Below are 25,446 nucleotides of genomic sequence, written 5' to 3'. Positions count from 1 at the left end.
CATCACACCGTCCGTGCCGACTCGATCAGCGACGACGTCGACCAGCCGACGACGAAGGGTACGACCACGGTTCGTCCGCCAAGGGAGCCGACCAGCTCGTTCTCGGGGATTTCCAGTCCCGAGTAGTCGCCGCCCTTGACCCAGATCGCGGGTCTCAGCGCGCGTATGGCCGCCTCGGGGGTGTCCTCGTCAAACACCAGAACGGCGTCCACGGAAGCGAGTGCTTCGAGCACGAGAGCGCGTTGTGCCGCCGGTACGATGGGGCGCGACGGGCCTTTCAGCCGGGACAACGAGTCGTCGCTGTTCAGGCAGACGATCAGGCAGTCACCCAGTTGGCGCGCCTGTTCGAGCAGTTGGATGTGCCCGACGTGCAACAGGTCGAAACACCCGCCGGCGGCGACCACGGTGCCGCCCCTGGCACGGACCGCGTCGGCGAGCTCGACCGCTCCGTGAGCGGCCGCCGCGGGCCCGGGGCCCGAGAGCCCGGTCATCGGTGAACCGCCGTCGGGCGGGTTGCCCAAGGACCTGGGCCCACCCGCCGCGACGTACGCCGACGCCGCCCGCACCGCCGATGCCACCGCCTCGCTGGGCAGCCGGCCGCAGGCCAGCATGGCGGCGAGGTGACCGGCGAAGAAGTCGCCGGCACCACAGGGGTCGGCCTTCCGTCCTGCGGCGACCTTCGTGGGCACGACCAGCGGCGGCAGATCCGCGTCGGTGAGCAGGACGGCACCGTGCTCGTGCCGGGTGAGCGCCACCTGGACCGGCCCCCATGCGCGCCATACCGCACGTGCCGCTTCGACGTCGTCGGACAATAGGTCGCTGCCCGCGAGGGAGGCGATCACCCGGGCTTCTCGGCTGTTCGGCGTCACAACAGCCGTATGGGGGACCGGAGCCGCGCCGCGCGGATGCGGGTCCCAGACCAACGGAGCTCGCCGGGCGGCCTCGGTCAGTGCGGCACGCACGTCGGTGTGCGCGGCGACGCCTCGACCGTAGTCCGACACCAGGACGCCGCCGGCTGCCGTCAACGCGCGCCGTGCCGCGGCCAGTGCCGTTTCGCCCTCCCGTCCGACCGGCGGGCAGACGTCGTGCTCGTCCAGCATCATCAGGGTGCGCCCGGCGGCGCGGATCCGCGTCTTCACCGCGGTCGGGCCGTCCAGCCCGAGATCGATCAGCTCGACTCGCGCTTCGTCCAGCAGCGTGCGCAGTTGGTCGCCGACCGCGTCCTGGCCGAGCGCGGTGACGAGGGTGACCGGGTGGCCCTGTCCCGCGCTCAGCACAGCGGCCAGTGCGGCACCACCGGGGCGCATGTGCGTGGTGCCACCGGCCACGACCAGAGCCGGCTCGTCCGAGGCGACCCGCTCCACACGGCCGAGGTGGTCATGGTCGAGGAACGCGTCGCCGACCACCACCAGGTTCGGGCGGACTCCGCGTGCCGCGGCCGGCCGGCGTTCCGTCACCGGCTCCGGTGACGAGGTGGACGGAGGTGGCGGTATCGACATCGACGGGGCGGCACCGACGGTGTCCGTGGCGGTGGCGTCCATGGCGGTGGCGTCCATGGCGAGGGCGGCGTCCATGGCAGCACACATCAGGTGGATGACCACAAGGTGGCATTCCTGCACCGTGGATATCGCCTGTGCCGACACCGTCACCGCCTCGTCCGCCAGCGCTGCCAACGGATTGGGTGCCGGTCCCGTCAACGCCCAGGTCACCGCGCCGACCTCGCGCGCGGCCTCCGCGGCGCGCAGCACGTTGGGGCTGCGACCGGAGCCGGACAGGAGCAGCACAGTGTCGCCCGGTCGCGCGTGTGCCCGGACCTGCCGGGCGAAGACGTGCTCGTAACCGTAGTCGTTGCTGATCGCCGTGACCGAAGACGTCTCGGCGTGCAGCGCCAACGCGGACATCGGAGGGCGTTCCGTCTGGAATCGACCCACCAGCTCGGCCGTCAGGTGTTGGGCCTGCGCCGCGGACCCGCCGTTGCCGGCCACCAGCAGACGCCGACCGTCGCCGCACAGCCGGGCCAGCCGCGATCCCCAGTCCGTGACCCGGGGCAGGTCCATCTCGCTCAGGGCTGTGGTGAGTTGGTTCAGGTAGCCCGCAGCGGTCGAGGTGTCGGCCGTCATGCCGGTGCTCCTGCTGCCGGGCGTCCCAGGAAGTCGTTGAGTTCAATGGTGTGGCGATCCGGGTCGGCCACGAACGCCACCGTCTCTTGCTCGATTCGGTATGGCTCGGTGACGACTCGGTAGCCGAGGGCGCGAATGTGTTCGACCAATGCCGGAACGTCGGCGACGCGGAACGCGACGTGGTGAGTGGGATGCGGGTGCGGCACGAGATCTCGTTCCTGCCACAGTTCCACACCTGCCGGCCTGCCACCCGGGGCCATTTGCAGGATGACGCGATCGGCCAGTTCGTAGCGTACGACGCTGGACAGGCCGAGTGCGTCGGCATAAAATCGCTCGGCGACGTCGATGTCTGCTACGTCCAGCCTGATGTGGTCGAAGGCGGTGACCGACGTGGCTGTGGACACACGGTCCTGTAATTCGCTTTCCAAGCCGTGATCCTCCTTCAGGAGTGATGGCGGTTCCGCCGCCCGATTCGGCCACATCCGCTTTCACGGAATCCGGTTTCGCGGAATCCGGTTTCGCAGAATCCAGGACGCCCTCCGGTCACAGGCCGGCCGGAGTGGACAGACGGCGATCCGTGAGGTGCTGCGAGCAGTGCGGCGGCTGTACGGATCCGTCGGCTGCCGCTGCGATACCCCGGGTGCTGCCGGGCCGGCACGGTGCTGATACGCGAAGGCAGACCGGATTCAGCCGTACCCGTGTTCGATAAAAGCGGTGGGGCGAATTTCGAACTGGCGTCGGGGACTTGCCCCTAGGCCTTGAGGAAGGGAGAGGGGACTGGGAATCGGCCTTGGCGCAAAAAAGAGCGTCTTTTCTGCGTCAGCCGCAGGACGATGGCGTTGTCGTAAAACTCTTGATCCGGTCTTGCACAGGTGAAAATCCTCCGGTGCGGCGCCATTCATGTCAACCCCTTCGACCCATTGCCGTACGACTGGGGCGGATATTTCGACACGGTCACGGTGGCTGCGCGAGAGGACGAGGATTCGCGGGAGGGCGAAGGGCGTCCCGCACTGATCAGCGGCCGGGTCGACCGCCAAGTGGCCACCACACTCACCGACATCGGGGCAGGGCGTTGTCAACTTGCCGAGGGTGCTTGCTGTTCGGTCGCCGCCCGGATCGCTCGGACCTCCCGTTCGGCCTCGACCAGCCGGAGGCAGCGGCCGTCGGGCGGTGTCGCCGGGCGGCTGCCGTCACGCGGCCGGGGTCGCTAGGGCATGCCTTCCACGTCTGCCGCAGGGAACTCGTACCGCACCATCCGGAACACGTCCCGCAGCCACGGGACATGGGACGTCAGGCGAGCCTCCAGCCGGGCGCGCGGCGGAATATGGCGGACGGCGGGCAGGTCGCAGCCCCGGACGATGTCGAGGCAGGTGAGCCCGGGGTGCAGGCGTTCCAGGGAGCGGGGGTCGTCGATGCCCCAGTGCACGACCGCCCCGGTCCTGCGCAGGACGGGCACCAGCCACTGCATACGGATGCCCAGGCCGTTGAAACAGTCGAAGAGGAGCCGGCCGCCGGGGAAGTGGGAGGTGACCCGCCGGATCAGGCGTTCGCCCTCTGCCGGCCGCAGGTACATGGAGAGGCCTTCGAACACGGCCACCACGGGCCGGTCGGCGGGGAGCCCCTCCAGCCAGTCGTCGGCGGTCACCGAGGTGCCGAGGGTCCGGTAGTCGCCGCCGGGGCGCGGCAGGAGCCGTTCGCGGAGGGCGACGACCTCGGGGAGGTCGACGTCGATCCAGCGGACCTCCGGGGGCGGGGCGAGGCGGTGCGCCCGGGTGTCCAGTCCGCAGGCCAGGTGCAGGACGGTGGTGCGGGGGTGCTCGTCCAGGTACTGGGCCGTCCAGTCGTCCAGGCAGCGGGCGCGCAGGGCGACGCCGGCCGCGTTCACGGATGTGATGCCGGTTCTGCGGAAGTCGTAGTCGACGCGCCGGACGGTCTCGGCGGACGTGTCGTCGTGCAGGAGGGGGTGGCGCGACCGGCTGTCGAGGGCTCGCGCGTGGAGGGTGGCGAGAAGGGTTTCCGGGACACCGGTCAGAGTGATCTTTTCGCGGTCCAACGGGCCTCCTGACCTGGGGGGTGGGCGCGGTCACCTCACGGTAGTCCTGGTGACCGCACCCGGCCCGGCCGTTGTGGAAATCGGACCGCCGTCAGCCCTCCGTCGCCGGGGCCGACGTCCCGCGGGCCGCCCAGCGCTGCTCGACCTTGGCGAGGCGCCAGTACGCGAGGGCGGCCGCCCAGACCACCACGAACAGGCCGACGATGACGAAGCCGACGTTGTCCAGATTCAGGTCGGCGATCCAGCCGGTGACCGCGTCGTCCAGTTCGAGCTTCTCGTGCAGGACGCCGACCAGTTCGATGGTGCCGATGAGGAAGGCGACGGCGATCGACAGGCCGGTGATGGTGAGGTTGTAGTAGACCTTGCGGACGGGGTTGGAGAACGCCCACTGATAGGCGAAGTTCATGAACGTGCCGTCGAGGGTGTCGAAGAGGCTCATGCCGGCGGCGAACAGCAGCGGCAGGCAGAGGATCGCGTACCAGGGCAGACCCGCGGCGGCGCCGCTCCCCGCCATGACCATCAGGGTGACCTCGGTGGCGGTGTCGAAGCCCAGGCCGAAGAGGAAGCCCAGCGGGTACATCTGGCCGGGCCGGCTGATGGAGCGGGTGAACCGGCCGAGAATCCGGTTCATAAAACCGCGCGAGTCGAGCTGCTTCTCCAGCTCCGCCTCGTCGTACCGGCCTTCGCGCATGGAACGGAAGATGCGCAGGATGCCGGCGAGGGCGACGAGGTTGAGGGCGGCGATGAGGTAGAGGAAGCCGCCCGAGACGGTGGTGCCGACGACACCGAGGGTCTGGTGGGTGGTCGAGTCCTCGTTCAGCAGCGTTCCGGCGACATGCGTGCCGCCTGCCACCAGCGCGGCCATGGCGACCACGACGCTGGAGTGGCCGAGCGCGAACCAGAAGCCGACGGAGACCGGGCGCTTGCCGTCGGCCATCAGCTTGCGGGTGGTGTTGTCGATGGCGGCGATGTGGTCGGCGTCGAAGGCGTGCCGCATGCCGAGGGTGTAGGCGGTGACGCCGAGCCCGACGCCGTAGACCTTGGAGCCCACTTCGTAGTGGCTCGGGACGACGAGCAGGAAGAGCACGCCGAAGGCCACGACGTGCAGGGCGGCTATGACGGCCAGCAGGCCGGCGGTCCGCACCGTGTCCTGGCGGCGCCAGCGGAAGGTGGCCGGCACCGCTCCGCCGGGGCCGCCTGACGTATGGGTGGGACCGCCCGGCGCGTTGGCGGAACCGCCCGGCACGCCGGTGGGACCGCCCGGCGCATCGGTGGGGGGCAGGGTCATCTGAGGATCACGCTCCAGCACCTCGTGGATCATTTCGTGAGATGCCGTGGCCGGTCTCCTGGCTGACGGGTTCGTTCGCGCCCGCCCCTGCCTTCCCGGCAGCCGGCTGCGGCCAGTGGCTCCACGCGCCCGGACGGGGCGGGTGGAACGGGACGGTAACTCCCCGATCACAGTGGCGAGGGCCGCTCCGGAATCGGATCCCCCCGGTCGAGAGGGGTCCTGCACCGGTCTTCCCGAACACCACGGCCGGGTCACTGTAGCGCTCCTGCCAGTGCCAATGCACCGAGAGTGACGATTGTCATGTCCTGTCCCGCGTCACACACCCGCACCACGCGTCACGGGTCTTGACTCGGCCCCGAGCACCCCGCCAGAGTCACCCATCACCCCGGCCGTCCCCGCGGGGCCCAACTCCCGTGCGCCGATCGGGCGATGACCGTCCCGCCGTGCCGCCACGACCCGTCCGGGGTGATGGACGGGCCGGGCGGGCCGGTGTACGAGTGCAGGGGACGACGACGAGAGGTTGACCGCCATGGCAGACAGAGCGAACGAGCCGGACGGGCAGGTCGGATTCGTCCGCCGCATCGGGCTGTTCCAGGCCACCGCCATCAATATGAGCCAGATGTGCGGAATCGGCCCCTTCGTCACCATCCCGCTCATGGTCGCCGCCTTCGGCGGTCCACAGGCCGTCATCGGCTTCCTCGCGGGGGCGGTGCTCGCGCTCGCGGACGGCCTGGTCTGGGCCGAACTGGGCGCCTCCATGCCCGGCGCGGGCGGCAGTTACGTCTACCTCCGGCAGGCCTTCCAGTACCGCACGGGCCGGCTGATGCCGTTCCTGTTCGTCTGGACGGCCATGCTCTACGTCCCGCTGGCCATGGCCAGCGGCGTCATCGGCTTCGTCCAGTACCTGGGCTACCTGTGGCCCGATATGACCCAGACGCAGGGAGACCTGACGGGGCTGGGGCTCATCGTGCTCGTCGTCGCCCTGCTGTGGGGCCGGGTGGAGAAGATGGGCCGGATCACGGCCGTCCTCTGGTGCGTGATGATCGCCTCCGTGGCGCTGGTGATCCTCGCCGCCTTCACCCACTTCAGCCCGGACCGGGCGTTCACCTACCCGTCGCACGCCTTCGACATCGGCGACCACGGATTCTGGATCGGCTTCGCTGCCGGACTGACCATCGGCATCTACGACTACGGCGGGTACAGCACCACCGCCTACATGGGCGCCGAGATCAAGAACCCCGGCCGTGTCATCCCGCGCTCCATCATCTACTCCATCCTCGGCATCATGACCATCTACCTGCTGCTGCAGATCGGCACCCTGGGGGTCATCGACTGGAAGGACATGCTCGACGAGAACAACGTCGCCTCGTCCTCCGTCGCCTCCGCCGTACTGGAACGGACCTGGGGGGAGGGCGCCGCCAACGCCGTCACCGTACTCATCCTCGTCACCGCCCTGGCCTCGGTCTTCACAGGTCTCCTCGGCGCCTCCCGGATCCCCTACAACGCGGCACGGGAGAAGGTGTTCTTCCGCCAGTTCGGCACCCTGCACCCGCGCCACCGCTTCCCGATGCTGGGTCTGCTGGCCATGGGGGCGATCGGCTGTGTGGGCTTCATGATCGGCCGTCACACCGACCTGGCCACACTGATCCAGCTGCTGACCACGGTCATGGTGCTCGTCCAGGCACTGGGCCAGATCGCCGCCGTGACCGTGCTGCGCCGCCGCCAGCCGACCCTGCGGCGGCCCTACCGGATGTGGCTCTACCCACTGCCCAGCCTCGTCGCCCTCGTCGGATGGCTCGTCATCTACGGCTACGCCGACCGCAATTCACCCGGCCGCCACCCCATCGAGTGGTCGCTCGCCTGGTTCGGCGCGGGCTGTCTGGCCTTCCTGGTGTGGGCACGGCACGAACGCGTCTGGCCGTTCGGACCCCGCGAGATCAGCGAGGACTTCCTGCCGCCCGCCGCCGAGGACCCCGGCCGCGACGCCGCACCCGACCCGGACGCCGACGCCGGCCCCGTGGAGCCCACGCCCGCCTGACGACCCGTGGGGGAACGGTCCGGCGCATGCCACGTCGAACCGGTCCCCCACCGCCCGGACTCGGGCATCCGGCCCGCACGGTGATAGAACGGCATCCATGCCCCTGACCACCACGACCGCCCCCCGCCCTCCGGACGCCGGGCGCCGCAAGCTGCTCTGGCACCGGCTCATATTCGGGCTCTGGTACCGACCCGTCGAAGTGCTCGACGAGGCCCGGGACCGGAGCGTCTGGGGGGCCGCCATGTTCCTCTGCCTGCTCTGCGGAGCGCTGGGAACCCTGGCCAAGGACTCCTTCTGGGCCCAGTGGGACGTGAGCCCGGCCCTCGCCCTGGAGGCGATGGCCATCAGCTCCGGCGTCGTCCTGCTCGCCAGCCTGCTGCTGGGCCTCGTCACCCACGCCATCGCCCGCAGACTCGGCGGCAACGGCCGCCCCGGCCCGACGGCCAGCCTCTTCGTCCTCGTCTTCTGGACCACCGACCTCCCCCGCCTGGCCCTCGACACCTGCCTCCCCACCGCCTCCATCCCCGTCCGCGCCACCGCCTCCGCCACCGCCGCCTTCGGCTGCGCCCTCGCCACCCTCCTCATCCGCGGCCAACACCACCTCCCGACCCGCAAGGCGGTCGCGGCCGTCAGCGTCCAGATGCTCGCGGCGGTCGCCCTGCTGAAGTTCCCCCCGGGCAGCGGCTGAGGGGGCGACCTTGCCCGGCGGCTCCCCGCTAGGCGGGCCGCCGGGCGGGCGGCGCGCCTTCAGCCATCCCCTGCGCACCCGGCGAAGCACCCGACGCCCGGGGCGAACCTGCCGGCTGCCATCTCCGGCTGCGTCTCCGAGCGTGCGGGAGCGGAGGGGCGAGGGCGCTGCGTGTGTCCCCGGCATCGGCCATCACCGACCTGAGCTATGGCGTGCCGCCGCTACGCCTACCATGAACCTGTGACACCGCCGAACAACCGTCAAGCACAAGCAAAGCCCGTCTAACACGCGAGGCCATCAAGGGTGGTCCCCGCGCAGGCGGGGGTGTTCCGCCCCGGCTGGCTGCCGGGGCTCTACTCCCTCACTGCCTCGCTTCCGCGACCCCCCGGTGATCCGCCCATGCCTGAGCCGCCTCCGCCAGAGCCGCGAGCCACGCCTCCTCGGGGCGCTGGGCGGCAACGGCCCGGTGCATCCGCAGGTCCGCCGCAGCGAACACGTCGATCGCCTTCGGGTCCGCGGTCGCCCACGCGGTGCAGTGGGCCGCCCACCCCTCAGCAGAAGCCGGACTGTGGCCAGCGGAGATGAGTTGCACGACGAAACAGGCCGGATCGATGAACGCCGCCCCGCGTGTGGGCCATGACCAGTCGATCAGCCATGAGCCCGCATCCCCCACCCGCATGTTGGATGGGTTGATGTCGGTGTGCAGCAGCGCGTCACCACGGAAGTACGCCCGCTCCTCCTCGCTGATCACGTAGGGGTCGCGCCGGTCTTCCCGCCAGTCCCGTGCGACATCAGGCAACGTCACGGACGCGGCCCGGTTGAGAAGGTCAACGGCGATGGGGAGATCCGGCGAGCCCGGCTGGAAATCCAGGCTGCGCGTGTCGATGACTTGGAACCCGAGAATGATCCACCCGGCATCGTCTCCGTCAACGCTCCACAGCACGCTTGGTGAGAGCGACTGCACGTACGGGTTGATCGCTCGCTCCCGAAGGATGGAGTCCCGTCGTCCTCCCGGCCGGTTGAACATGGCCTTGACGAAGAACGATCCCTTCTCGCTGTCGATGACCGCAGCGAATTCCGTAGTGAACCCCTGCTTCGGAACGTGCACCTGAGTGACTTCGCCCGTGTGCGGGCGGATCAACTCTCGGAAGTGTCCGTCAGGCAGTTCGGTCAAAGCAGTTCCTCTCGACCACCTAGACCCTGGGTTGGCAAGTAGTTGGCGTTCCCGGACGGCACGCGTCGTTCGGCTCGCACCTCGGGTCGCACGGGTTCTTCGGGACGCAGTCAGGACCGCACGGCCTGCTCTGGCCGCCGTCGTTGTCCTTGTCCTTCTTCCCCCAGCCCCAGACCTCTCGGAGGGAGTCAACGGCACCCCCCAGGGCGGGACCGTTCAGGATAGAGGTCAGCGAGTCCTCGCGGACGTTTCCGACACCCATCCAGGTGGAGAAAACACACGGCGCGACGGTGCCGGTCGGGTCGACGACGGCCCTGCCGTCGCCGCACCCGCCGCACAAGTTGGCCGCGTCGTGCTTCTGACCACCGCAGGCCCGTCCGAACTCGCGGATGCGGTCAATTCCGATCCAGCTGACACCGATCGACCTCAAGTCGGCCCTCGCAGCCTCGATCGTCTGCTCGTCGTTCCCGACGATGCCGACTCGAATTGGGACGCCGAGTTCGAGCGCCTTGACGATGTTGGCTCGCGTCCTGGCATGACTCCGGCGTCCGGTGACCTTGTTGTGCTCCGACGCTTCGGCCGAGTAGTACGACGTTGCCAGGGAACATCCCTCGCGTTGAAACAGCTTCCAGCACGCCGGCGTGACGTGCACGAGGTTGCTGTACACCTCGACGTTCAGGCCGACGGTCAGGGCACGGTCCACCAGGTCCGCGAAGGCGGGGTGCATCGTCGGCTCTCCGCCGATGAACTGGACGGCGCGGACGCCAGCAGCGGCGGCCTGGTCGAGGACGCTGACCCAGTCCTCACGGGACATGGTGCCGTGGGTGCCCTGCGGACCCGACGTGTTGTAGCAATGCGTGCAGGAGAGTTGGCACTTCCGTGTCAGGTCCAGCCACAGAAAGCGCGTGGCGGTTTGCCTGCCTGTTAACGCTTCAACTATCACGGTTTGCCCTTCACCTGTTGGTGTGTACCGGCACAGAGACGCTTCTGCGCCGCCATGCGATGGGGTGATAGTGCACCCGTCCGGCCGGAGTTCAGCCACGAGCCAGCCGGACGGGCGTTTGGTGCCCGCCTGCCTCTGGGCCTTGAAGGGTGGGAGACAGGGATATCAGTGAGGGATGCCTGAAATGATGTCCCGGGCGCCCTGTCGCAGGAGCTCCGCGCACACCCGCGCTCCGAGCGTGGCCGGGTCGTTGCGCAGCTCGCACCAGTAGTGGGCGTGGACGAACTTCGAGCCGTCCCGCGAGAACACCATCCCGCGCAGCGACAGTTGGCCGTCCGGCTCAGTGGTGCAGTGCCCGGCGATGGGGCTGTTGCAGTGCCCGCGGAGGCCATGCAACATCGCGCGCTCCGCTGTGATTTCCGCCCACGTCTTTTCGTCAGTGAGCGGGTACAGCAGTTCGTTAGTCGCCAAGTCGTTCAGGCGACACTGCAAGGCGAGGGCGCCGGCGCCGACGGCAGGAAGCATCTCGTCCAGCGTAAAGACCTGCCTGGCGCGGTGGGACAGGCCTAGACGTGCGAGGCCGGACGTCGCGAGGATCATCGCGTCAAGGCGGGTGTGGCTCTCCCGCTTGCCGTCCAGTTTCTCGATACGGGAGCCCACGGCTCCGCGGACCCGCACCACGTGAAGGTCCGGGCGGACGCGGTTGATCTGCGCCTTCCGCCGGACCGCCGACGACCCCACGGTGGTGCCGGGCGGCAGGTCATCGAGCGTCTGACGGTCGGACCCCTCCGGGAAAAGCAACACGTCCTGCACGTCGTCCCGGGGTAGGACCGCAGCGAAGTGCAGACCCTTCGGAAGCGGGCGGTCACCCGGGACATCCTTGATGCAGTGCACGGCCATGTCCACTTCGCCGCGCAGGAGCTTCTGGTCGATTTCCTTGACGTACAGCCCTTTCCCACCGAGCTGGGCCAAGTCCCCCTGCCACCGGTCCGCCTCAGTGGTGACCGGTACGACCTCGATGCGGAGATCCGGTTCGTGCTTGCGCAACAGGGCCGTGACCTGTTCGACCTGGGCCAGAGCCATGGGAGAGCTGCGCGTGCCGATCCGTAGCGTCCGTTGCGGAAAATCGCTCATCGTAAGGTCTCCTTCGAGTTCCATGTCTCTTGGTACGTAACGGTGCCGGGGCACTGAAGCCACGCTGCGATGCGCGCGGCGACGCGTGGGTGCAGCAGCACCAGGTCCGTGACGGACATCCACCGCCACATGGTGATCTCGGCGTGGTCGAGACGGATCCGTTCCTCCTCGTCCGGCCGAATCTGCGGGCTGGCGTACACGAGCGCCAGACGATCGCGGCGGCCGGGACGTGTGGCCTGCAACCACTCGACGGATACCAGTTCGGAAATCCGGTCGCCGAACTGAAGGTTCAGCTCTTCGTGGACCTCCCTGCGGGCCGCCTCAAGCGGCGATTCGTGCTCCTCGACGATGCCGCCGGGCAACACCCACTGACCGTCACCCCGGGCGGGGAGGACGATGAGCAGGTGTCCGCGGGGGTTCGTGATCATCACTGATGCGGTTATCGGCTTCCCTGAGACGTCAGCCATGCCTCTCCAGTCTCGCTTAGAAAGCGGCACCCCCCACGGGCGTCTCACTGCGGCGGGTGGTCGCTGCGGTGCTGCCTGAGGGCGGCCGATCGCTGGTCGTAGTCGTGATGCAGGACGGCGATGCGGTATCCGTCCTCGGCCCGCTCCGCGGCCCTCAACTCAACCTCAACCACTTTGAGTCCAGCCGCCCGGATGTCGCACTCTGGGCACGGCAGGTCGGGCAGGGGCCACATCCTCGGGCCGCTGGTGTGCGCCCAGGCAAACGGGGTGCATTGGAATTTGATCATTGGGTCGCCTTGCGACAGGAGGAGCAGGAACAGGGCGGGAATCGCAGCGGCGCGTCAGCCGGCCGGTCCGTACGCAGGTCGTACGTCACCGCAGGACCGAACGACCTCCCGTTGTCCCGGGAGACACGCAGGGTCAGGCGGGAACGCTGCTGGTTCGACTCGGCACTCATCGGCCGCTCCCGAGTGGGCTTAACCCGAGGCGGCGCCGCTCGGCGTCGGTCGGCTCCACCAACCGGAACTTCGGACACGACCGGCACGAGCCGTCACCCCCGAAGGGGCGGACCTTGACCTTCGACCCCTCGTCCTGCACGACCGTGCAGAATTCTCCGGTCTGGGCGTCCTTGAGCAACCGACCGAATTGGTACGTCATTAGGCGCTCCCCGTCCCAGCCTTCTGGGTCGAGTCACCGGTGTACCGGGCGAAGGCACGGAGGGACCAAAGCCACTCCCGGAGGCGCTGCTTCGCCGGGGGGAGGAAGGCAATCTCGTCCTCGGACCGAGCGACGAGCCCCCCGACCTCCTTGGCCCGGAGCAACCGCTCCACCTCGGGCCAGGACATTCTGTCCGTCGGGACGCGGGTGAGGGCGCACTGGTCATAAAAGGCGCCCCGCACGACCCAGTCCCGGACCTCGGCGTGTCGGCGAAGGTCGGCCATTGCCCCCGTGGGGTCACGCCCGTCGTGAATGCAGGCGTAGAGGACAACTGCCTCACGCTCGGGGAAACCGCTAGCCGCAGAGGCCAGACGGTTTCGCCGCGATCTGGAGGTTCGATTCATGGGCCATACCGTGCCCCGCCCTCGACGAGGCATGAAGAGCTCAGTCGTGCGACTCGGACAAACAGTTCGGCCTCAACTCACCTGGCCCCGGCGACTGTTGAACCTCAAACTTACGAGACTCGTACGAGGCGTACGAGTCCCCTGCCCTGGTCTCTACAAGGCGGTCTTGCTCGTTGCATGCGCGAAACCGGAATCAAAACCAGGACGCACGCCAAGGAGGGCCGATACCCGGCGCACTCGCGCAGTTGACGCCCGCCCAACCTTCTGAACGATCACACTGGGCAGGGCTTGATGCCGGGCCCACACAGGGGCCGCGACCAATGCCTGCTCCAGGGTGTCAAGGGAGGCATCCCAGAGGCGGGCATCGGCCTGAGCCATGGCCTTGTCCATCGCGTAGCGGTTGCGGGCGGCATCGGTGAGCACCGCAAGTTGAGCCTCCGGAATGTCCCGAATTAGGTCCAATGCCTTCCCGGTCTGCCCGAGGGCTACGGCAATGCCCACAGCCTGTGTGTCCGCCGTTACGGGCCCGTAGAGCGTTCCTCGGGCCCGGTGTTCCGTTCCCATGCGGGCGCCCGTCGCGGTCGCCTGGGACAGGTAGCCCTTGACCAGGTCTTTGTCATCCTTGCGGCTGGCCACGACCGCCGCGAAATTGATGTGTGATCCATAGACGGTGAGCTGTTCCATGGTCGCTGTGGAGAACCTTGGCTCGATGTCCGCCGCAGCCTTCTCAGCCAGGTGAAGCGCGTCGTCCAGTCGAGCATCACGGAGGTAGACCCATGCCCGTCCGGACGCCACCAACGCGGGCTGCAACTCGTCCCCAGACTGCTCTGCGGCCTGTTGCGCGTGGCCAATTGCGGCGTAGGCCAGGTCCCTTGCACCCATGAGGTTGGCTACGTATGCGGCCAGCCGGTACGTGTCAGCGATGAGTCCCCACGCTTCACCCTGGCCCCCCACGGGCTGTTCACGCAGGTAGGCGGCGGCCTGAGTGAGGATCGGCACCACAAATGCCCCGGCTTGGGTGTAATGCCCCTTCCAGTACCGGCGCCAGCATCGATCAATCGCAGCCTGAATCGCCTCTGCCTCGTCCGCGGCTACGGAGTCGGGCAACAGGCCGGCCGCGGTGTCGTGCACGGTCTGAGAGAGTGTCCGCAACATCGTGCGGTCCGACTGAACCATTGCCCGCCGGGGAGCCTGCTGCCCCAGGACGACAGAGGTGTCTACGCCGAGTGCATCAGCGATCTGCATGAGGGTGTTCAAGGACAGCTGCTTGTCCTGCTCAGCCTTCTGGATGGTGGCGATCGACAGACCCGTCATCTCCGCTAGGGCGACCTGGTTGACGTCCCTGCCTCGGAGAATCTTGATACGCTCGCCGTTGGTGTAGTCACTCCACTGCACGGTTGATCACTCCGTTTCACGGTCGCTCACCCTGAACGTACCCTTCGCCTGGACCAGGTTCACAGAGAAGCCCAGGGCCCGCAGGGCCCAACTGGCACAGCCGGGTCCCCGCGCGAGCGGGGGTGTGCCGGATCCCGTGGGCACGCTGGCAGCATCGGCCTTGGGCTCCCCGCGCGAGCGGGGGTGTGCCGGGCAGATCACGATTCACCGCACGCATCTCGTCGGGGTCCCCGCGCGAGCGGGGGTGTGCCGATGATCAGCCTGACGTACCGGCACGGAAACACGTGGCCCCCCGCGAGCGGGAGTGTGCCGCTGCTCCTGAACTTCGTCGGCCTGGTCCTCAAGTGGTCCCCCCGCAAGCGGGGGTGTGCCGCCCGTACACATTGTGCAGGCCCATGAGCCGGTGTGGTCCCCGCGGGAGCCGTTGCTGTGCCCTCGCGCCGCTCGCGGCGCGGGCGGATCCGGTCGATGCCGTGACGGTGGGCCGCCGGCCGCGCCCACTCCCCCGGCGCACCAGTCTCAGGGACCGGGCGCGCAAAGGCCCGCCCGGTGCGACGGGGGATGCACACCGGGCGGGCTCGAAGACAGTTCTACCTCATCAAGGATGGGTTATGCATCAAAAACCTGTTCGGCTTGGCGTGGACCAGCGCACGGGGAGCGAAATCAAGCCACGTGCGCGGATGGTCGGACGCCACTTCAGTTGGTCTCTCGGAACGGCGAGTTCCAGATGATCGAAGCGTTCGAGGAGCGCGGCAAGGGCGATTTCGGTCTCCATCCGGCCCAGGGGGGCGCCGAGGCAGTAGTGGATGCCGTGGCCGAGGGCGAGGTGGCCGGAGGGGCTGCGTTGCAGGTCAAGGTGGTGGGCTTGGGGGAAGCGGTGGGGGTCTCGGTTGGCGGAGATGAGGGAGAGGAGGACGGTTTCGCCTGCGGGGACGGTGGTGCCGCCGATCTCGATGTCCTCCAGGGGGAAGCGGCGGATGGCGAGGGTTGCGGGGCCGTCCCAGCGGTTCAGCTCCTCCACGGCCGCTGTGAGACCGTCCGGATTCTTTCGTAGGGTGTGAAGCTGCTCGGGGTGGTCCAGGAGGGCGAGAACCGAGTTGGCGATCAGGTGGACGGTGTTCTCGTACCCGGCGAAGAGGAGCAGGAAGGCGAGCGAGGTCAGCTCGTCCTCGGTGAGGCGGTCGCCGTCCGTGCCCGGCTCGTCGTCGCGGACGGCGACGAGGTCGGAGAGCAGGTCGTCGGCGGGCTCGGCGCGCTTCGCGGCGAGGAGGCCGGTGAAGAAGCGGATCATGTGGCCCACCGCGTCCCGCGTCTGCTCCGGGCGGGCCGGGTCCGGTGTGATCAGGGCGTCCGTCCAGGCCCGGAAGTCGGGGCGGTCGTCCTGCGGGACACCGAGCAGGTCGCACATGACGGTGATGGGCAGCGGGCCGGCGTAGGCGGTCAGCAGGTCTGCCGTACCCGACGGTTCGATGGCGTCCAGCAACGCGTCCGCGAGGCGGCGCACCGGCGCCCTGAGCTTCTCCACCCTCCCGGGTGTGAACGCCTTGACGACCAGGCGACGGACGCGGGTGTGGTCCGGCGGGTCCATGTTGAGCAGGTTGGCCTCAAGGGCCGGAGGCAGCGAGAAGCCGGCGTAGTTGCCGGGCTTGGCGTTCCGCTTGTCCAGCGAGAGCCGAGGGTCGGCGAGCGCCCGGCGGACGTCCTCGTAACGGGTCACCAGCCAGGCGGGGTTGCCGTCGGAGCCGGGGACGCGGTGCACGGGGGCGGCTTCGCGGAGGGCGGCGTAGGTGCCGTGCGGGTCGGCGATGAGCGGTTGCACGTCGATGGGTCGCATGCGTCCGACCCTAGGGCGTGACGGGAGGGGGGAGTTCGGCGCGGGCCGGCATCGGTCCCGTGAATACGGGCACCGGCGCCGGCCCGCGCCGCGGGCGGCCGTGACCCCCGTCCATGGCCGCCACGTGTGTGGGGTCGTGCGTCCTCAGTGGGGCCGGCGCGCCGCGCCGGCCTCCCGTAACTCGGTGAGGACGGCGTCGACCAGTTCGTCGTGGAAGACGTCGGCGACGAGCGCGAGGTGCTCGTGCTCGGCGGCGGGATCGGAGCTGACGGTCACCACGACGCTGTCGGCGTGCGGGACGGGGACGTGGCCGGTCGCCTGGTTGGCCAGGCCGCGGCGGAGCGCCGCCGCCTCGACCACCGCGGCGACCCGTCGCTCGTCGAGCGCGGCGGCGCTCGCCCGGCGGTGGGCTGCCTCCAGGGTGGCGGGCTCGACGTGGCGGCGGACGCCGCGCTGGATGTCGCGGATCTCGGCCATCTGCCGGTTGGCGCGCCATTCGAGGTCGGCCAGCGGCCAGCGGCCCGTCCAGCGGGGTGTGCCGATGGTGACCTCGGGGACGTGCGCGGTGACCTCCTCCCACAGCGGGTGGAGGCGGCGCAGCCGGCGCCAGGCGGTCGCGCGGGGGCCGACGGCGGGCAGGGAGAAGCCGAGCAGGACGAGCAGCGCGGCGACGGAGGCACTCATCGGGGCCACGCCGTTGGACAGCCAGTAGACCTCGTGACCGGCCCAGCTCAGGACGAAGCCGGCCAGTTTGCAGGCGCAGTAGACCAGGCCGAGCCAGCAGCCGGCGGCGAGCGTCCGCAGGCCCTTGGAGAGCCAGGAGGGGCCGAGGGTGGCGGCGTAGCGCGGGCACAGGGTGCCGAGTCCGGCGAGGGCGGCGCCGAAGATGGCCAGGTACAGCGTCAGGAAGGCGACCACGCCGGGTGCGTCGGCGTAGGCGGTGCTGAAGTCCCGGGGGTGCTCGACGGCGTCGGGGCGGCCGAGCGCGAAGCAGACGATGGCGGCCGTCCAGGCCACGGCCACGACGGCCACCGCGGTCCACGAGCGGGTGACGGCGCGGGCGTGGGCGGCCGCGTCGCCGCGGCTGGTCCAGCGGAGCAGCAGCACGGAGGCGCCGGAGGCGAACAGGACGACGGCCGAGTAGAGGAAGACCATCGCGAGGTTGGCCACGCCGGTCAGCCGGTCGAAGGCGCGGTAGACGCTCGGCGCGGAGAACAGGAAGACGACGGGCACGCCGGCGGTCATCAGCGCGGTCAGGCCGAGGTCGGTGTTGCGCCGGTCGCGGAACCAGGCGCGGGCCTTGTAGCCGACGATGACCCAGGTGATGGCCGAGAAGGTGAGGTAGAGGGCGTCAAACACCGGCACCGCCCTCCCGGTGGTCCGCGCCGCCTTCCTCGCCGTCCCGGGCCCTGCGGACGTGCTGGAGGGCGGGTCCGAGGGAGGCGGCCAGTTCGGCGGCCGGTCCCTCCAGCGGCTGTTCCTGACCGGGCGGGGGCGGCACCACCTTCTCCATGAGGAGGGTGCCGAGGATCTCGGTCTCGCGCTCGGTGAGGTTGTCGTAGCAGTGGTGGCGGGCGAGGCCCATGGTGAGGCCCATCCGGCGCATGGCGGTGGCCACGTCGACGGACGGCGTCCACACCTTGAGCGCGTCCTCCGTGACGGCCGGGTCCTGGTCGTGGCCGAGCAGGAGGTGGCCGAGCTCGTGCAGCACGATGTGGACCTGGTGCCAGGGCGAGGTCTTGAGCTCGTGGACGATCCAGTAGCCGTCGTCGGTGGTGGCGGTCATGCCGGAGACGACGCCGTCGAGGCTCATCGGTACGAGGTGGATGGGCCGGCCCACGCGGAGGGCGACGACGTCGCACAGGCCGCGCAGATCGGTGGCCGCCGGCAGCGCGAGCTCGGCGATGAGCTGCTTGCACCGGCGGCGGATCCGCCCCACGCGCATCACTGCACCGTCCTCGTCCTCGGTACGCCGCCAGTAGGTGAAGGGCCGGTCGTCCGCCACGACGGTCACGAGTGCCCCTCACCTCCCGCGGTGGGCGGGTCCGACGGCAGGTTCATCTGCTGCCGGAACTGGGAGATGATGGTGGTCAGGCTGTCCTGCACCTCGGGCGGCAGGCCCACCGAGCGCAGGGCGATGGCCCGTACCCGCTGGTCCCGCATGGCGACGAGGAAGCGGACCTCCTCCTCCACCCGGGCGGTCTGCGGCGCGGACAGGTCACCCATCAGATAGCCGACCGGCACGGCGAAGAACTTCGCCAGGGCCCGCAGCACGTCCGGGCTGGGGTTGGCGCGTTTTCCGTTGCGCAGCATCGACAGGTACTGCTCGGTGAGCGTCACCCCGCCGTACTCCTCCGTGCCCCGGCTGATCTCCTCCGCGACGTGCGCGTTGGTGTACGGCGCGCCCGGTGGATGCATGTTGGCGAACAGGTAGTTGAGCCGTCCGGCGAGCGGACTGCCGGTGTCTCCCGTCGCTCTGTCCCCCCTGACCGCCATGTGTCCCCCCGTTCCCCGTGCCCTGTTCCGCACGACCGCCTCACGGGTGGTTAAGCCCGATGGGGTCGCGATGGGCATCCTGTCACGCGCGGAGGCGGAGCACTAGCCCGTTCCGGGTTACGAGCGGATGACGGACTTAACCGTTGGTTGATGACGGGTCAGGGAGCGTATTCCGGCCGGTGGGAGGGTTCTCCCCGGCCGGTGGGAGGGTTCTCCCCGGCCGGTGGGAGGGTTCTCTCCGGCCGGTGGCGGGGTTCCGGCGTCCTGGTGAATCCTGTCGCGTCCGCCTCTCGCCACCCCCCTCCCGCCCGGTGGAGGATGACACGCTCACCTCGTATGTGCCCACGCGCACCGGAGAGGAACCCGCCCATGCGCAGACCCCTCGCCGTCACCGCTCTCGTCGCCCTCCTCCTCGGCCCCACGGCCGTCACCCCCGCGGGACCGGCCTCCGCCGACCCCGGACAGCGCGCCCTGGCCATGGCGGCCGACGCCTACTGGACCGCCGAACGGATGGCCGCCGCCCTCCCGGCCGCCGCCGGGCGCCGCGCGGCGGAAGCCACCGGGGACGCTGTGGACGGGGTGCCCGGCGCCCCAACCGTCCCCACCGCACCTGCCGCCCCCGTCCCACCGAGCAAGCCCTTCGACGGGGTGCCCCAGGTGGGCACCTTCTTCTGGACCGACGGCCAGGGCCAGGGCCGGTTCTGCGGCGGCACGGTGGTCCGCAGTCCGTACCACGACCTGGTGGTGAGCGCGGCACACTGCCTGCGCCGCCCGGACCCCAAGAAGCAGCTGTCGTTCGTGCCCCAGTACCACGACGGGCTCAAGCCGCACGGCGTCTTCCCGGTCGAGGCGATCTACATCGACCAGCGCTACTACGACCTGGGCACCGACGGCGGCGCCCGCTGGGACTACACCGTCGTCCGGCTCGGCGACCGCCAGGACGGCACCGCGGTCGAGCGCGCGACGGGCGGTTTCGACATCGCCTTCCACCCCGGCTACCGGCACGCGGACGTCCGGCTCATCGGCTACCCGGGCAGCAGCGACGCCAAGTACCCCAAGCCGCTCGACTGCCGTTCCAGCACCCGCCGTTACACGAGTACGGACCCCAAGGCACCCGGCGACTTCCTGGAGATCCCCTGCGCCGGGTACGTCGGCGGGACCTCGGGCGGGCCGTTCCTGGTGCGGGGTGTCCGCGGGTACACGCTGATCGGGGTCATCGGGGGCTACCACACGGGCGGCGACACCCCGGACATCTCCTACAGCTCGTACTTCACCGAGGACCTGCTCGACCTGTACCTGGACGCGGTGCACGGCGAACCACCGGCGGGCTGACGGCGAGCCGCCGACGGGCTGACGACGGCGAAGGCCCCCGGGGCGGATCGATTCCCCGGGGGCCTTCGGCGCGGCGGCGCGGGCCGTTACGGCGCCGCGCGGCGCGGGCGGCGGGTCAGGGTGTAGCCGCCGACGGCCGCGAGCGCGCCGAGGACGGCGCCGCCCACGGTCCACAGCCAGCGGTCCGACCACCAGCTGCCGTTCCAGCCGTCCTCCGGCTCGGCGACGGCCCCGGCGTGCAGGGGCGCGCCCAGCTCGCCGCCCTCGGCGTACTTGCCGCCGGCGTCCTCGGCCGTCGCCTCGACCTCGGCGTGGACGGGCAGGCCCATGTCCTGGTCGGGGCCGTCGGCCAGGGTCAGCCGGATGTAGTACGCGCCGGGCAGCGGGTCGTTGGACCAGCGCTCGGCGTAGGGGCGCACGACGCGCAGGGTGCAGCTGAGCGACACCGTGGCGTCCTGCGGGGAGACCCGCTTCGTCCGCTCGCCCTCCGCGCACGCCTGGCGGCGGCGCAGTCCGTCGAAGACGTCCAGCTGCCAGGTCGCCGCGCCGTGCCGGGCGCTCGCCTCGGGCAGCTTGACCGTCGCCTTCGCGGTGGGCCGCTGCCCGGCGCCGGCCGGGAACTGCCAGTAGAGGTAGTCGCCGGTGGTCCCGTCGGCCGTGGCCTTCTGGTCCTGCTTGACGGCCGTGGCGGTGCGGAACGACGTCCCGGCCTCGGTCGGGTCGCCGTTCTGGCCCTTGGTGCCGGTGGGGCCGTCGGCCGCGGCGGCGCCGGAGGCGGTGAACAGCGCCGCGGCCGCCAGCAGCGCGGCGGTCAGCATCCTTGTCCTACGCATCAGTTGGCCCTCCAGACCGAGACGCGCCAGCGGGCCAGCCAGCCCCACAGCAGACCGGCGACCAGCCCGGTCACGACCAGGACCGCGAGCAGCACCCAGCCCCGGCCGAGACCGAAGGCGGCCATGTCGGACGGCTTGTCCGGGGACTTCACCAGGTCGACGGCCAGCTCGACGGGGAGGCCGGGGTCGCGCTTGACGGAGGCGGGCGCGGAGAAGGAGTGGGAGACCTCCAGGCAGACCGTGCGGGCCTCCTTGTCATCGCCCTTCTTGCCCTTGCCCACCGGGTAGCGCAGCCCGGACGCCATCACATCGGTGCGCCCGCTGCCGGCGTCCGAACCGCGTACGAGCTCCTGTCCGCCGTCGTCCACGGCTCTGACCAGGACGCCGTAGTCCCGGTCCACCGGCCGGTCGGCGCCGACGCTCGCGGCAGCGCGCAGCTCCTGGCCCGGCTTGACCTCGACCTTGTACCAGCGGTGCTCGCCGAAGGTCTCCCGGTCGGTCCAGATCCCGGCGCCGATCTCGGGCGCGGCGGAACAGGAGTCGGCGCCCCGGGCGGGCTTGGGGGTGTCGTCGACGGGCGTCTCGGAGCGGCGGACGAGCTGCTTGATACGGCCGGAGAGCTCCTTGGTGTGCCGCACGGTGGTGTACGTGCCACCGGTGGCCTCGGCGATGCAGCTGAGCTGTTCGCGGGTCTTGTCGTCGTGCGCCAGGCCGAGCGTGTCGATGGTCAAGTGCGTGCCCTTGGCGGCGAGTTCACGCGCCACGTCGCACGGGTCGGGCTGTCCGCAGGAGTCCTCGCCGTCGGTGATGAGCACGATGCGGCGGGTGCCGCCGTCGGTGCCCAGGTCCTGGTCGGCGCCGCGCAGCGCGTAGCCGATGGGCGTCCAGCCGGTGGGACGCAGGGCGGCGACGGCCGCCTTGGCCTCGGTCCGGTCGACCTGGCCTACGGGGTACTCCTGCTTGCTGTCCCTGCAGCCGGTCGCCTTGTCGTCCCCGGGGTAGTGGGCGCCCAGGGTGCGGATGCCGAGCCGTACCCCTTCCGGGGTGGCGTCGATGACCTCGTTGAACGCCTGCTGGGCGGCGGCCATACGGGACTGGCCGTCGATGTCGCGGGCCCGCATCGAGCCGCTGACGTCGAGGACCAGCTGGACCTTCGGGGAATCCTTGGAGGGCCCGTCGGCGGCCTGCGCCGGCACGACACCCCCGGCCAGTGCGGCGAGCAGAGCGCAGGCGCCCGCCGCCAGCCGTCTTGTGATGATCATCCGAAGATCCTAGTGACCCACAGGCGGCCGACTCAAAACGGCAGTTGCGGGAGCGGGGAGCACCGCGGGGGCGTCATGGAGCGCGAGGAGGGCACCGGGAAGTCCCGGTGCCCTCGGTCCACCCCGCGGTCGGCTTAAGCCGGAGGTGCTCACAGCCCCTGCTGCGACTTCTGCAGCTTGGTGATGTCGATCGTCTGGCCGGCCGGCGGGGCCTTCGCCGACACGGGCTTGTTCCAGTCCGTCAGCCTGACGACGCTTCCGTCCTTGGAGTCGTCGATCTTCAGCGGGTAGGGCCTGCCGGCGGCGGCCACGCTGATGGTGGTCCCGTCCGACGAGATCGGGACGACCGGCTGCCCGTCGAGCGTGGTGGCCGCGCCCTTCTTGATCTCGCCGGACTCCTTCTCGTCGCCGACCTTGGCCTGCATCGCCGCCAGGTCGCAGGCGCTCGTCATGCCCTTGAGCTTGGGGTCGCTGGTGGGTCCGGTGATGTAACGGCCCTTGAGGAGCTCGGCCACCTGCGGGTTGGCCTGCGACTTCCAGAGCTTCTCGTCGGCCTTCATCCAGACCCGGTCACCGAGCTTGATCACCTCGGCGCTGCCGGTGGTGGGCGAGGTGACCGTGCCCGCGCAGTTGCCCTTGTTGTCCACCGCCAGGTCGATGTCCATCGCGTCGGGCCCCTTGGCGCCCTTCATCTTGAACCGCAGCGAGGTGGCGTTCCGGAGCTCCTGCTTGGCCTTCTCCGATATCTCCTTGCCGGACAGCTTCTCCAGGCCACCGCCGCCCTGGGCCTCGTTCTTCGCCGAGGCCGACTTCTCGGGCTTCTTGTCGTCGGACTTCTTCTCGCTGCTGCCGCAGGCGGAGAGACCCATGACCGCCGCCATGCCGACGGCGGTCATCACGATGCCGTGCTTCCGATTCATTCGGTGCCACTCGTGCTTTCTGTTCGTACCGGCTTCCCGGTCGTGCCGGTGTCGAGGGCACATACCCTACGTTCCCCCGTCGGCGACGCCTCACCCGCCGGGTAGCAGGAGAGTGCCGGTGGAAGCGGGCAGGGTAAAGACGTCGGGGAAGCGCCGACGGTGCTATCTATCAGGACGAGAGCGACACCGAAGGCAGCGAGCCAGTAGTGGGCGGCGGCCGTGAAACTGGTCGCGCCGGTGGCCGCGATCGCGACGAAGGCAACTCCCGCCAGCAGTTCAGGCACGGCTGGCGCCGGGCCGAGGCGACGCCGACAGGTCCCGCACCGAACCGGCAGCAGCCGGCCCCGGTGTCCAGGGGATAAGAGCACAGTGCTGTAGCCGGGACAACTGGCGCGATAGTTCGCCGGGGGCATGTCCCGGGCGCAGACCGGAGGCCGGGCCGCGGCGCCGGACAGCAGGCCCGCCACGAACGCGACAGCGACGGGCCCCAGCATCCTGCATTCCCTACCGAGGCATGTTCCGGCCACCAGTATGGACGGCCCCTGAAGCCTGCTTCGTTTCTGACCAGAGGGATCGAACAGAGACGGACGAAGACAGTCCCACGTCCCTGGCCTGACCAGAGAGGTCTTCTCGGCTCAAGCAAGACGCTTCGCAGATTGCGGGCTACACACCGTTTCGGATTCACCGAATGGGGTGGGCGAGGGATCTGGGCGGCTTGTGTGCTGGTTCCCGGACTACAACCGGCCGGGCGCGATCCGCTACCGCACGACGGTGTGGCNGCGGGGCCTTTCCCGTCACCTCACCAAGGAGAACCCATGCCCGGAATGAACCCGAGCGAGATCCGCGTGGCCGGCACCGGCCGCATCCTCGTCGCCAAGGCCGGCACCGACGGCCCGGCCGACACCACCGTCGAATGGGGGCCCGCCTGGCGGGACCTGGGCTACACCAGCACGGACGGCGTCAAGTTCAGCCGCAAGGGCGCTGTGAGGCTGGGCGTCACCTTCACAGCCCTCGCCCCGAAGCCCGGCGCGGCGCTGGCGACGTGGCTGATGAAGGACAAGGCGTACGCGGTGGCCCCGCCGAAGTAACCACCCGGCCCCTCCGAAACCACCTGACCACGGGCGCCGCCGCCGGCGGCGCCCCGTCTCCCTTCTGTCCAAAGGAGCGACCCATGCCCGCGTTCGACGTCAACGCCGCCCGCGCCCAGCGCCTGGAGGCCCACGGCCGTGTCTGGTCCTTCACCCTCGACAGCGACACCTTCGAACTTCCCACGTGGACTGGCACCGCGGCGCACTCTCCTCCCGCCGCCTCACAGTGCTCGTCAAGCACCTCCCACGCGACAGCGCGGTCAACCGCGACCTCCACGGCGAAGCCACGGACTGGGGACCGGCCGAACACCTCCTCGCCGCGGCCGTGGACCACCTGGCCGTCGCCAACTGGATGACAGGCACCCTCCACAGCGACGAGGACACGGAACCGCTGGAGTACCCGGAGCCAGTACCGCGACCGGGCATGCGCGTGCATGAAGAAATCGAAACAGAAGAGCCGCGCGTCTCGGAGCTCGGCGCATCACAGGACCAGGCGATTGCCCAATTTTTCAACTGATAGGTGCCGAGATTCCCAAAACCCTATAAGATCCCCGTGTCACTAGAGGGGAGACGCGGTTGACTGGCGAATCGAAATGGCGCGGCTGGCGAAATCGTGAAATACCGCTCGACATGGAACCGGGAGTCCCGGCACTTCTCGGACTGAAGTCCGGGCTGACAAGTTCGTTCTACGCCAGCGGCATAAGAAGAACCGAGAGCGAGGAGGAGCACGGTCCGACAATACTGGGAACTCACGGCAACGAAGAGCACCGGTTCATGCTGAACCCCAAGTACACGCACGTACACCTGGTACGACATGTAGGAAGAGAAGGTTCTACGGGCGTTGCCGGCTGGCGCCTCAGGAGGCTTCCACTCACTTCCGCCCGCCCACTGTCCGGTGTAGTCACAGGAGACGTCCACGATGTCCTCATGTGCGACCCTGCGACAAGGAACATCACCTACTCGTTCGACGGCAATCCATACGACAGCCGTATCATGTATATATCGCCGGACGGAAAACGCACAAGAGAGCTGCCCAGAATCGGCCATTTGCGCGGTAACCTGAGGATCCCCGGCACAGGATATCTGCAGATCCACTCACCGAAATCCTGGAAAATCACAGCCTGAAGCAACCCCGTATGCATCTTCAGCTCTAGCCTCGATCGTTCATGAGTCCCAGCCAGCGAACCGACGAGGACTCATGAACGATCGAGGCTATGAGCTCGTAACAGGATCATGGTTTGCGGTTGTTGAGGCGTCTCCAGCAGATGAGGCCGCAGGCCAGGGAGACGAGGGCGTCGTGGAGTTCGAGCCGTCGTTCCC

23 protein-coding genes, 1 CRISPR repeat array and 1 riboswitch are annotated in these 25,446 nt (G+C 69.5%); of the genes, 6 read left to right on the top strand and 17 right to left on the bottom strand.

The annotated features are described in order from the left end of the window. Positions 1-2: 2 nt before the first annotated feature. The 4 genes from HN013_RS22045 to HN013_RS22030 all read right to left on the bottom strand — a co-directional run bounded on the left by HN013_RS22045 (position 3) and on the right by HN013_RS22030 (position 5,461). Complete coding sequence (locus HN013_RS22045; RefSeq protein WP_171168861.1) at positions 3-2,120, bottom strand: PfkB family carbohydrate kinase; 2,118 nt, start codon at positions 2,118-2,120, stop codon at positions 3-5. After that, complete coding sequence (locus HN013_RS22040; protein WP_171168859.1) at positions 2,117-2,548, bottom strand: VOC family protein; 432 nt, start codon at positions 2,546-2,548, stop codon at positions 2,117-2,119. Before HN013_RS22040 ends, HN013_RS22045 begins: the two co-directional genes overlap by 4 nt. A gap of 779 nt (positions 2,549-3,327) precedes the next feature. Then, positions 3,328-4,173 (bottom strand): class I SAM-dependent methyltransferase, encoded by an 846-nt coding sequence (locus HN013_RS22035; RefSeq protein WP_171168857.1) that lies wholly within the window; start codon positions 4,171-4,173, stop codon positions 3,328-3,330. Between the two features lie 91 nt (positions 4,174-4,264). Then, on the bottom strand, positions 4,265-5,461 hold the full coding sequence (locus tag HN013_RS22030; RefSeq protein ID WP_398980483.1) for a HoxN/HupN/NixA family nickel/cobalt transporter: 1,197 nt from the start codon (positions 5,459-5,461) through the stop codon (positions 4,265-4,267). A gap of 30 nt (positions 5,462-5,491) precedes the next feature. Then, a riboswitch (cobalamin riboswitch) is annotated at positions 5,492-5,721 on the bottom strand. Positions 5,722-5,990: 269 nt separating this feature from the next. On the opposite strand from HN013_RS22030, the gene HN013_RS22025 reads away from it, so the two are divergent. Both HN013_RS22025 and HN013_RS22020 read left to right on the top strand, forming a co-directional pair. Beyond that, complete coding sequence (locus HN013_RS22025; protein WP_171168852.1) at positions 5,991-7,499, top strand: APC family permease; 1,509 nt, start codon at positions 5,991-5,993, stop codon at positions 7,497-7,499. 97 nt (positions 7,500-7,596) lie between these two features. Further along, the gene (locus HN013_RS22020) at positions 7,597-8,187 is read left to right on the top strand and encodes a YIP1 family protein (RefSeq protein ID WP_171168849.1); all 591 of its coding nucleotides are present in this window, start codon (positions 7,597-7,599) and stop codon (positions 8,185-8,187) included. 361 nt (positions 8,188-8,548) lie between these two features. Here the strand turns inward: HN013_RS22020 and HN013_RS22015 are convergent, their stop codons facing one another. The 10 genes from HN013_RS22015 to HN013_RS21975 all read right to left on the bottom strand — a co-directional run bounded on the left by HN013_RS22015 (position 8,549) and on the right by HN013_RS21975 (position 18,691). Beyond that, entirely contained in the window at positions 8,549-9,361 is an 813-nt protein-coding gene (locus HN013_RS22015) for a protein kinase (RefSeq protein ID WP_171168847.1), read from the bottom strand. A gap of 19 nt (positions 9,362-9,380) precedes the next feature. Next, the gene (locus HN013_RS22010; RefSeq protein WP_171168844.1) at positions 9,381-10,304 is read right to left on the bottom strand and encodes a radical SAM protein; all 924 of its coding nucleotides are present in this window, start codon (positions 10,302-10,304) and stop codon (positions 9,381-9,383) included. A 165-nt stretch (positions 10,305-10,469) separates the two neighbouring features. Further along, entirely contained in the window at positions 10,470-11,438 is a 969-nt protein-coding gene (gene hemC / locus HN013_RS22005) for a hydroxymethylbilane synthase (RefSeq protein WP_171168842.1), read from the bottom strand. Then, positions 11,435-11,905, bottom strand: a complete 471-nt coding sequence (locus HN013_RS22000; protein ID WP_171168840.1) for an NUDIX domain-containing protein — start codon at positions 11,903-11,905, stop codon at positions 11,435-11,437. Before HN013_RS22000 ends, hemC begins: the two co-directional genes overlap by 4 nt. A gap of 44 nt (positions 11,906-11,949) precedes the next feature. After that, on the bottom strand, positions 11,950-12,078 hold the full coding sequence (locus HN013_RS33730; protein ID WP_283247650.1) for a hypothetical protein: 129 nt from the start codon (positions 12,076-12,078) through the stop codon (positions 11,950-11,952). A gap of 1,041 nt (positions 12,079-13,119) precedes the next feature. Next, positions 13,120-14,361, bottom strand: a complete 1,242-nt coding sequence (locus HN013_RS21995) for a helix-turn-helix transcriptional regulator (protein WP_312018680.1) — start codon at positions 14,359-14,361, stop codon at positions 13,120-13,122. 101 nt (positions 14,362-14,462) lie between these two features. Continuing rightward, positions 14,463-14,734: direct repeats of the CRISPR family, unit length 19 nt; unit sequence CGCGAGCGGGGGTGTGCCG. Between the two features lie 243 nt (positions 14,735-14,977). Then, on the bottom strand, positions 14,978-16,195 hold the full coding sequence (locus HN013_RS21990) for a cytochrome P450 (protein WP_171168838.1): 1,218 nt from the start codon (positions 16,193-16,195) through the stop codon (positions 14,978-14,980). Between the two features lie 144 nt (positions 16,196-16,339). Then, positions 16,340-17,554 carry an MAB_1171c family putative transporter gene (locus HN013_RS21985; protein ID WP_171168987.1) on the bottom strand — a complete coding sequence of 405 codons (1,215 nt, stop codon included), beginning with the start codon at positions 17,552-17,554 and terminating at the stop codon, positions 16,340-16,342. Beyond that, a complete protein-coding gene (locus HN013_RS21980; RefSeq protein ID WP_312018679.1) occupies positions 17,547-18,209 on the bottom strand; it encodes a hypothetical protein in 663 nt (220 codons plus the stop codon). Before HN013_RS21980 ends, HN013_RS21985 begins: the two co-directional genes overlap by 8 nt. Further along, positions 18,206-18,691, bottom strand: coding sequence for a helix-turn-helix domain-containing protein (locus HN013_RS21975; protein ID WP_171168836.1), 486 nt, complete (start codon positions 18,689-18,691; stop codon positions 18,206-18,208). The genes HN013_RS21980 and HN013_RS21975 overlap by 4 nt, the downstream gene beginning before the upstream one ends. A gap of 369 nt (positions 18,692-19,060) precedes the next feature. Between HN013_RS21975 and HN013_RS21970 the strand changes: the two genes are divergently transcribed. Continuing rightward, on the top strand, positions 19,061-20,023 hold the full coding sequence (locus HN013_RS21970) for a serine protease (protein ID WP_171168834.1): 963 nt from the start codon (positions 19,061-19,063) through the stop codon (positions 20,021-20,023). Positions 20,024-20,109: 86 nt separating this feature from the next. Here the strand turns inward: HN013_RS21970 and HN013_RS21965 are convergent, their stop codons facing one another. The 3 genes from HN013_RS21965 to HN013_RS21955 all read right to left on the bottom strand — a co-directional run bounded on the left by HN013_RS21965 (position 20,110) and on the right by HN013_RS21955 (position 23,038). Further along, entirely contained in the window at positions 20,110-20,856 is a 747-nt protein-coding gene (locus HN013_RS21965) for a hypothetical protein (RefSeq protein ID WP_171168832.1), read from the bottom strand. Next, the gene (locus HN013_RS21960) at positions 20,856-22,118 is read right to left on the bottom strand and encodes a VWA domain-containing protein (RefSeq protein WP_171168830.1); all 1,263 of its coding nucleotides are present in this window, start codon (positions 22,116-22,118) and stop codon (positions 20,856-20,858) included. The genes HN013_RS21965 and HN013_RS21960 overlap by 1 nt, the downstream gene beginning before the upstream one ends. A 149-nt stretch (positions 22,119-22,267) precedes the next feature. Then, positions 22,268-23,038: a hypothetical protein gene (locus HN013_RS21955; protein WP_171168828.1), complete on the bottom strand. Its 771-nt coding sequence runs from the start codon at positions 23,036-23,038 to the stop codon at positions 22,268-22,270. 815 nt (positions 23,039-23,853) lie between these two features. On the opposite strand from HN013_RS21955, the gene HN013_RS21950 reads away from it, so the two are divergent. The 3 genes from HN013_RS21950 to HN013_RS21940 all read left to right on the top strand — a co-directional run bounded on the left by HN013_RS21950 (position 23,854) and on the right by HN013_RS21940 (position 25,251). Beyond that, positions 23,854-24,126, top strand: coding sequence for a hypothetical protein (locus HN013_RS21950; protein WP_171168826.1), 273 nt, complete (start codon positions 23,854-23,856; stop codon positions 24,124-24,126). A 184-nt stretch (positions 24,127-24,310) separates the two neighbouring features. Continuing rightward, positions 24,311-24,643: a hypothetical protein gene (locus HN013_RS21945; protein WP_171168824.1), complete on the top strand. Its 333-nt coding sequence runs from the start codon at positions 24,311-24,313 to the stop codon at positions 24,641-24,643. A gap of 59 nt (positions 24,644-24,702) precedes the next feature. Further along, positions 24,703-25,251, top strand: a complete 549-nt coding sequence (locus HN013_RS21940) for a hypothetical protein (protein WP_171168822.1) — start codon at positions 24,703-24,705, stop codon at positions 25,249-25,251. Positions 25,252-25,446 lie beyond the last annotated feature (195 nt).

The sequence above is a fragment of the Streptomyces sp. I05A-00742 genome (assembly GCF_013055795.1).
Lineage (GTDB): Bacteria > Actinomycetota > Actinomycetes > Streptomycetales > Streptomycetaceae > Streptomyces.
The sequence above is the reverse complement of the archived record's forward strand: the minus strand, read 5'-3'. Positions and strand labels throughout refer to the sequence as shown.